Origin of the sequence: Acinetobacter sp. YH12200 (genome assembly GCF_013418175.1) — a bacterium.
Taxonomy (GTDB): Bacteria; Pseudomonadota; Gammaproteobacteria; order Pseudomonadales; family Moraxellaceae; genus Acinetobacter; species Acinetobacter pseudolwoffii.
Map to the genome: position 1 here is coordinate 1 of NZ_VPCO01000017.1, position 6,934 is coordinate 6,934.

General features: G+C 37.5%; 5 protein-coding genes and 3 pseudogenes. 4 read left to right on the forward strand and 4 right to left on the reverse strand.

The features are described 5' to 3' along the window. Positions 1 to 258 precede the first annotated feature (258 nt). Together FTU90_RS11615 and FTU90_RS11620 are read right to left on the reverse strand one after the other, a co-directional pair. Positions 259 to 825, reverse strand: coding sequence for a recombinase family protein (locus FTU90_RS11615; RefSeq protein WP_006581699.1), 567 nt, complete (start codon positions 823 to 825; stop codon positions 259 to 261). Positions 826 to 1,120: 295 nt separating this feature from the next. Continuing rightward, positions 1,121 to 2,284, reverse strand: coding sequence for a DNA methyltransferase (locus tag FTU90_RS11620; RefSeq protein WP_100355865.1), 1,164 nt, complete (start codon positions 2,282 to 2,284; stop codon positions 1,121 to 1,123). Positions 2,285 to 2,575: 291 nt separating this feature from the next. On the opposite strand from FTU90_RS11620, the gene FTU90_RS11625 reads away from it, so the two are divergent. Both FTU90_RS11625 and FTU90_RS11630 read left to right on the forward strand, forming a co-directional pair. Beyond that, the gene (locus FTU90_RS11625) at positions 2,576 to 2,893 is read left to right on the forward strand and encodes a hypothetical protein (protein WP_100355864.1); all 318 of its coding nucleotides are present in this window, start codon (positions 2,576 to 2,578) and stop codon (positions 2,891 to 2,893) included. Between the two features lie 142 nt (positions 2,894 to 3,035). Beyond that, positions 3,036 to 3,317, forward strand: a pseudogene (locus tag FTU90_RS11630) (RepB family plasmid replication initiator protein); the annotation flags it as partial. 70 nt (positions 3,318 to 3,387) lie between these two features. Here the strand turns inward: FTU90_RS11630 and FTU90_RS11635 are convergent. Beyond that, a pseudogene (locus FTU90_RS11635) lies at positions 3,388 to 3,861 on the reverse strand (type I restriction enzyme endonuclease domain-containing protein); the annotation flags it as partial. A 39-nt stretch (positions 3,862 to 3,900) separates the two neighbouring features. On the opposite strand from FTU90_RS11635, the gene FTU90_RS11640 reads away from it, so the two are divergent. Both FTU90_RS11640 and FTU90_RS11645 read left to right on the forward strand, forming a co-directional pair. Next, on the forward strand, positions 3,901 to 4,587 hold the full coding sequence (locus FTU90_RS11640) for a hypothetical protein (protein ID WP_100355863.1): 687 nt from the start codon (positions 3,901 to 3,903) through the stop codon (positions 4,585 to 4,587). A 1,258-nt stretch (positions 4,588 to 5,845) separates the two neighbouring features. Further along, a pseudogene (locus FTU90_RS11645) lies at positions 5,846 to 6,475 on the forward strand (IS4 family transposase); the annotation flags it as partial. Between the two features lie 268 nt (positions 6,476 to 6,743). Here the strand turns inward: FTU90_RS11645 and FTU90_RS15980 are convergent. Then, positions 6,744 to 6,934, reverse strand: a 191-nt coding sequence (locus FTU90_RS15980; protein WP_215899110.1) for a hypothetical protein, incomplete at its 5' end; no start/stop codon positions are given.

The following is a 6,934-nucleotide window of genomic DNA, read 5'->3' on the forward strand; positions in this document are numbered from 1 at the left end:
GATAATCTTTCTCGGATTCAATCAATAATTGAACCGCTCTTTCTCTGATTTCAGGGGTATATTTTACTTTTTTCATCGGGACATTCTCTCAGAAAGCTTGGTCTCCGACAAACCCGGTACGGTTCAAAAATCTTCCATTGATTTATTTATATCTGTTAAACCAGTCGCATTATGAAATGTAATATAAGTAGAAATTTCAGTATAAATGGTCATGATCTTTTCTAAATTTGAATATCTAAGCGTCTTCATTAATCAACCTTATTGATTATTAGTTTCTTCTTTTAAAGCTCTTTGTACTGTTGCTATCCCTACTTTAAACTTTTCTGCAACACCTCTAAATGTTGAATTTTCTTCAGCCATTGCTTTTCGTATTTCAACATAGTCAACCTTCCGCTTTCTTCCCTTATATAAGCCCTTCGCTTTGGCTTTTGCAATTCCTTCCTTTTGACGCTCACGGATCATGGAGCGTTCAAACTCTGCAAATGCAGCAAGCATCTGAAACATGAGTTTATTTATTGCCGATTGTGCTACATCATGACTGAAGGTCAAATTCTCTTTATGAAAAATAATGGTTATACCACGATCATTCAGACTATTCACAATTTCGTTCAGATCATTTGTATTACGTGCCAGACGATCAATACTATGAACATGCACCGTATCACCTTCACGCAGATAGTCGAGCATTGCATTTAACTGAGGACGTTCACGGCTACCACCGCTTGCCTTTTCAGTAAAGGTCTTATCCAGGCTGATTCCATCTAATTGACGTTCAGTATTTTGTTCAGTTGAACTGACTCGAATATATCCGACCTGATTAGGCATTCTGTACCGTTAGAGTTTAGATAATTAAATACATATTGTACCGAAATTAAATATTAAGTCTATAAATACGGTTTTTGAGTTGCTTTTTAAGACTTTATTTTGTTCCGTTAGGCTATAGGACAATATGACAGTAAAAATCAAACTATGTTCATAAGAAGATATAGCTAAATACTGAATTTATCAGCACACCTAAAACCCTATAAAAATGGATTTTACAGGCATTTTTATGTGCTGATCTTTTTAGAATTTAGCTATAGCTTGAGCTGTTCAGCAGCTTAAAGTTTTTTCCACAAATTTAATTATTTAAGATGAATCTAAGGTTATTTAAAAGACTTAAATGTCCGAAATTTTTATTTTGTACCTTATACACAGGGCTAGGATTAGCGAACTCATTGGAGATAAATTCTGGAGTTGTAATAGCCCTTGCCAAATTTTTCGAGCAAAAGTCTTTTTCCAAATAACGTAATGTAAATAAAAAGGACTCTATATTAGGTGTTACTGCAATCCATTTTCTATTTAAGTTATTTGCCGCATTCAAACAGACGCTATCAAAGCTGAAAGCATCCAATATTAAAGAGTCTTCATTGGTACTGGATTTAATAATAACCTCATAGGCTTTCTGCAGATTTTTAATTTGGTATGTTGAATTTTTTGCTGATGCTAAGTCCCAATAATCTGTATATCTAACACCGGTATCACTTTTAACATAATCCTTTAAACGTGGATTACCTGTTCTTGACCAATGAATAAGGCCCTGTTGATCAAGTTCATCCATTTTTTCTGGAGAAAAACGCCAGTGCTTACCTTCGGGTGGATTCATATCCCTCCATTGTCTACCAGTTTCACCATGTTTTCGTACACCAGGAACATGTAAAGGCATGAGTCTAAATTGCCCCAGTGCATCCACATGAGGAAACTTTTTAGCTAAATTATCATCTGTGATTGTCTGGACCAGATCATTCCAAATAAAGTTATCTGTTTTGGTATAAAAAAGAATTACCTCATGAGCGGTTTTAGTAAAACCTTTTGATGCTTTAAATGAAGAATTATGGGTTTTTAGTAAAATTTGATTCACACACCTAGCTTCACCAAAAACTTTATCTAATATTACTTGGAATTCACTCATTAGGTGAAGATTGGAAACATGTACATATAGACTACCGTTATCAGTAAGTAATTGTCTCAATAATTCAAAATATTGACGGTAATGTTTAAGTACAGAATCTTTGTTTTTAAAGAGCCCCACAAAAAGAAAAAAATCGATCTCTGGTTTTATAACAATCAGATCAAACTCTTTGGATTGCGAAACAAGTCTATGTAAAGAGTTTATTTCATTCCCAACAATGATATCAAAGTCATTGATTTCATATTTTATTTTTTCAAAATCTTTATCAGAAATACCCGTGTCGCTATTTTCAAAGAAATAGCCAAAAGAAGGGAATGCAACAAACTCATCCATTGAAGTGTCTCAAAAAAAAATAGCTATTTGTATGGATTATATGATTGACAACCTTCATAAAACAAGTTAATTTTTTTGGTAACCAGTTTGGTTACCAAAAAAATTGTTTAAAAAAAAGAGCTTTAAAAACTCTTTTTCCCATTTATTACGATCATAAGAATATGAGGCAATAAACTACGCCACTTGGTAGGTTAGCGTAGGGATTTTTTCATAGTAGATATCGAAAGTAAAGTTATCTATATCCTCATTGTTTCTAGTTCTTGTGATCCTTTACTTTACAAGGATAAATTTATGCCAAATGTGTATTTAACCCACAATAACTTAGACTTGATGTACCGAGAGGAAAAAATCCGGAAGAGTTTTCAGAAAGAGGTCATTAAATCTGTTTTACAGAAGCTGTATGATTTTATGAGTTACGATTCTGGAAATTCATCAAATAAGATGATCACTTACTTTGGATTGAATGGATATTCAAGTCACTCTTCACATCAAGAGAAATTAGAGCAGTGGCTTCAACAAGAAATTTCGGAAGTTTACCTGCATGATATAAGTCAGGAAGAAGTCGTTGAGATTTTATGGAAAAAAATTCTCGATATCATTAGCCATTAATTTTTATACAGGCTGTACTAGATTAATCTAGTACAGCCTGTATATTAAAACCAATTTACAACTAAATTAGTTTCAAATTGGTTTCTATTTAGTTTCATTCTTCCTTTAACTTCTTCAGTGCAAATCTAATAATCCCATTATGGAGCAACATAAAACTGGACGTATGATCGGTGGTTTCTCATTTACGTTCATAACTAAGCAACAACCTAAGGAAGTCACGCACAGCAAAGCTAAGAAGCTAACAGACAAGCAGATTCAATTCTTTGCAAACAAGCTAGCTCACCATGATCCATTTGCAAGCCAAAAAGCTGCAGTAGGGGAAAGCTATGCTGATCTAGAGAAAAGGCTCCTGATTGAACTACAAGATCCCGAGGTTGTCAGAAAGTATTCTAGTGTCCTCAAAGAGTTAGGTCTTGAGATGTGATGTACAACTAGATTAGTTGTTTAAAACAACTAATCTAGTTTTTTAATAGTTGTAATTTGATTGCAAAAAATTAAGCAGCAGAGAGCTCTTCTGCTAATTGCTCAGCCTGTTCAAGCACAGTCTCAGTAGCCAATAAAGCCATATCAGGTGGATAGCCATACTTCTTGAGTAGACGCTTCACAATGACTCTCAGCTTCGCCCTGGCAGCTTCTTTGATGGTCCAATCCAAGGTTACGTTCTTACGAATAGACTCAGTCAGCACAACAGCGAGTTCGCGCAGGATCTCTTTTTGCATCAACTCTCTAGCACTGTCATTGTCTGCAACTGCTGAATAGAACGCATATTCATATTCAGTCAGGTTGAGTTCCTCTGCCATTTTGTCTGACTCTTGGATTGCCTTAGCCAACTTGATGAGCTCATCAATCACTTCGGCTGCAGTCAGTACCTTGTTCTGATAGCCCTTGATCGCAGAGCTCAGCATCTCCATGAGCTTTTTACCTTGCGTGACACTACGCTGCTCTCGCATCTTGATCTCATCGCCTAAACAACAATGACAAACACCGACTAAAAGGGGCGTTTTACGATGAAAAATTCGAACTTGGAGCTTATGCAGAGCGCCTTCGAGAGGCAGAATCAAATAAACCAACTGATCGTGAGCTTGCAGCTGCTCTCACAGACGCTGATCAACTTCGAGAAACTTATCGAGCAAAGCGAGCTGCCTATCATGAACAGTACCACCCTTTTAAACGGGATAGAGAGTACGACAAGATCCATAGAATCCAATCTAAGCTCGATTTTGACCGAGGTGGGGAATCTATCACCACAAGTGCTGCAAGAAGCAACAATGGACTATCTAGTAGCGTTAAAAGCAATCCACGAGCAGATATCGAATACAGATATATCGAAACTCCAACGGCTTTCAGTCTCAATCGAATCGCTGCAGACCGAAATCAACAAAGCAATTGGCAGCATTTCGATAGATCAGAAGAGCATCCAAGCCCAAGTCCAGGCCCAAGTGAAGCAGGCGATAGAAGAGAGCCAAAGCGAGCTAATAGAGACCGGAATTCAGTCGCTATTAAACTCTCAAAAAGCCAAATACATGACATGGGCGAGTACAGTTTTTGGGGGGCTGATGATTTTAATCAGTTTTTATACGATCTATCAGTTCAGTACAAACCTAAAAACCATCCAAGCACAAAAAGAAATGATTCAACAGAATTCACAAACAATTCAGAGCCAACTCAATTACCTAAACAGCATACGGAGATAAGTTATGCAGACCGAGATCGACCAATTTTTGACAGAGCAAAACGCCTTGTTGAGTCAACAAAACAGCTTGTTAGCAGAACAAAACGAAGCCTTGAGTCAACAGGTCAGTTCATTAAAGAATATTTTGACCACTTACAGCGAAGTAGAGCAGAGTTTAAAGGACAAAATCAACAACTTGAACTCAGAGAAAGAAGCTCAACAAGCCTTGATTTTGGCTATGAAAGTAGAACTTTCAAAGCTCGAGCAGGGCGAATTTTCGGAGCAATTACAGCAAGCATTTCAAGAAAACTTGAGAACCCAGTTACAAATGCAATTAACGACAGCATTAAATCAACTGGATTTAAACAGCATTGTCAGCGACCTGGTAAAGATCGAATTAAAATCCATTCAACAGACGCTAGACACACAGCAGACAGACCTGGAGACAGCACTCTCAACCATCTTGCAATTGCAGCTACCCACCGACTTTTACACAGACTTGGAGATGCAAAGCAAGCAGATCAATACGCTTGGGGAAACTGTAGAACGATTAATGACCTTAATCAACAACTTGAACAACTAGAACCCCTAGTCGCTAAAATTCGACCCAAGCCAAAGCCGGCTACAGATTTCCGTGACTTGAGAATTGACGCTTATTACCCTGGTTACGTTGCTGATCACAAACAACTTTCAGCCCAACAACAGCAAGCATACAACGATAATAATCTATTGCAATTGATTGGTTGTGTGCAGAAAAAAGCTCAAAACTTGGAGAAATACATCAGCCAAGCAAGCAGAATGATCAATACATGGGACTATGACAAAATCGAGGAGATCATCAAAAACGACCAACGCATGCTTAACTATCTGAAATGTGAAATTATTTTAGAGCCTCAAAATGACCATTTGAAACATCAAAGAGCGTCATATCAATCGTGTTTAGAGAGTTTTGAGAACATAAAGAGCCATATCCACGAGGTGAAAAAGCCTAATCCGACTCCTCAAAGCGATGTCTTAGAGCAAACTTATGAACCTGAAAAGCAGCCAAATCGTGATTATGATCTAGATTTTTAATTTCAGCATTGATGATATAAACCGTCCGCTTCGATAATAGCAAAAGCGCAGATTCTACAAGCGGACATTTCTATTTGGGGTTTACACAACAAAAAAGGGAGCTGTAAGCCACTGCTGTCCCATAGTTTGATTTAAATAAAAAAACCTGAGTCCGAACAGTTAAAATATGAGTGCAAACAAACACTTTAACGACCAGGATTCAGGTTTTGTCACATCAGAATACCGTATTTCATCAGTTAATTAAACCAGTCTTACGACAAGATTTTGAACGGCTTGCTAAACAACATCATGTTGGGCAGAAATTCAGATCTGCTTCTCGATGGGATCAGTTTATTGCCCTGTTAATGTCCCAACTTTCCTGCCGACAAAGCCTACGGGATATTCAATCCAATCTTGAGTCCCAGCAGGAAAAGCTTAATCATCTCGGAGCAAAGTCTATTCCCCGAAGCACGCTGGCACGAATCAACGAGGAGCAACCTGCTGCCTTGTATAAACAGATGTTTCATCAATTACTGCAATACTGTGAAAAATCAAAAGTAGCCCATAAATTTCGCTTCAAGAATCCTCTGTATTCCCTGGATGCCAGTCACATTGATCTGTCGCTTTCCTTGTGCGCATGGGCCAAAGTTCATGATTCAAAAGCCAGCATGAAACTCAGCATAGGATTGAATCACAGCAATCATATTCCTGAGTTTGTTGCAGTTGAAAATGGTAAAGAAAATGACATGGTACAAGGCCGAAAATTCCAGTTTCCCTCTGGCAGTATTGTGGTCTTTGACAAAGGCTATGTAGATTATCAATGGTATGCGAATCTGACCGCTCAAAATATTGGCTTTGCTGAATAAGCCGTCATGAATAGGTTTGTGCAACAAAGCCCTCTATAGCTCACGGCTTTTGGTTGTTGAGCTTTTTGAGTAGGTGATTGCTTATATTTTATCGTTTGTTTTGTTGTTTTAATAGCTGTATCAATAGCTGTATTGAAAGAGATGCTTGGAAGGATCTGTGCTGCTTCCAGGACATTACTGATCAATTTGGATTGGTATATCAAGTCATGGAGAATAAAGTTGTTGTTCTGGTCCTATATGTTGATAGACGAGGTAGGGTCTATAAAGGCATGCAATCAAATTGGCTCACGGCTTTTGGTTGTTGAGCTTTTTGAGTAGGTGATTGCTTATATTTTATCGTTTGTTTTGTTGTTTCGATAACTGTATCAATAGCTGTATTGAAAGAGATGCTTGGAAGGATCTGTGCTGCTTCCAGGACATTACTGATCAATTTGGATTGGTATATCAAGT